We start from the raw sequence: 250 nt of genomic DNA, 5'->3' as shown, positions 1-250 counted from the left end.
CTCGTTGCTGCTCACCACCTGATAGCTGTTCAGGCATCGCTGTTAGCTTATTTTCTAAGCCTAGCTTTTTAGCCATTGTATTTACTTCATCGTCGCTAGGCGATAACCCATTAAGCCTTGCTTGAAAGCACATGTTGTCTTTTACATTTAACGGGCTGAGTAATTGGTAATGCTGAAAAATAATCCCTATTTTACGCCTATAAAGCGCAAGCTCACTGGCACTCAATTCACTAATTTTTTGCTCATTAAC

The 250-nt window shown here is 40.4% G+C and carries 1 protein-coding gene; it reads right to left on the bottom strand.

Going from position 1 to position 250, the window contains the following annotated elements:
• Positions 1–250, bottom strand: a 250-nt coding sequence (locus tag SB756_RS33325; RefSeq protein ID WP_410913665.1) for an ATP-binding cassette domain-containing protein, incomplete at both ends; no start/stop codon positions are given.

The sequence above is a fragment of the Pseudomonas sp. SIMBA_068 genome, from assembly GCF_046534705.1.
Classification (GTDB): domain Bacteria; phylum Pseudomonadota; class Gammaproteobacteria; order Pseudomonadales; family Pseudomonadaceae; genus Aquipseudomonas; species Aquipseudomonas putida.
This window is presented reverse-complemented; position numbering and strand designations above follow the sequence as displayed.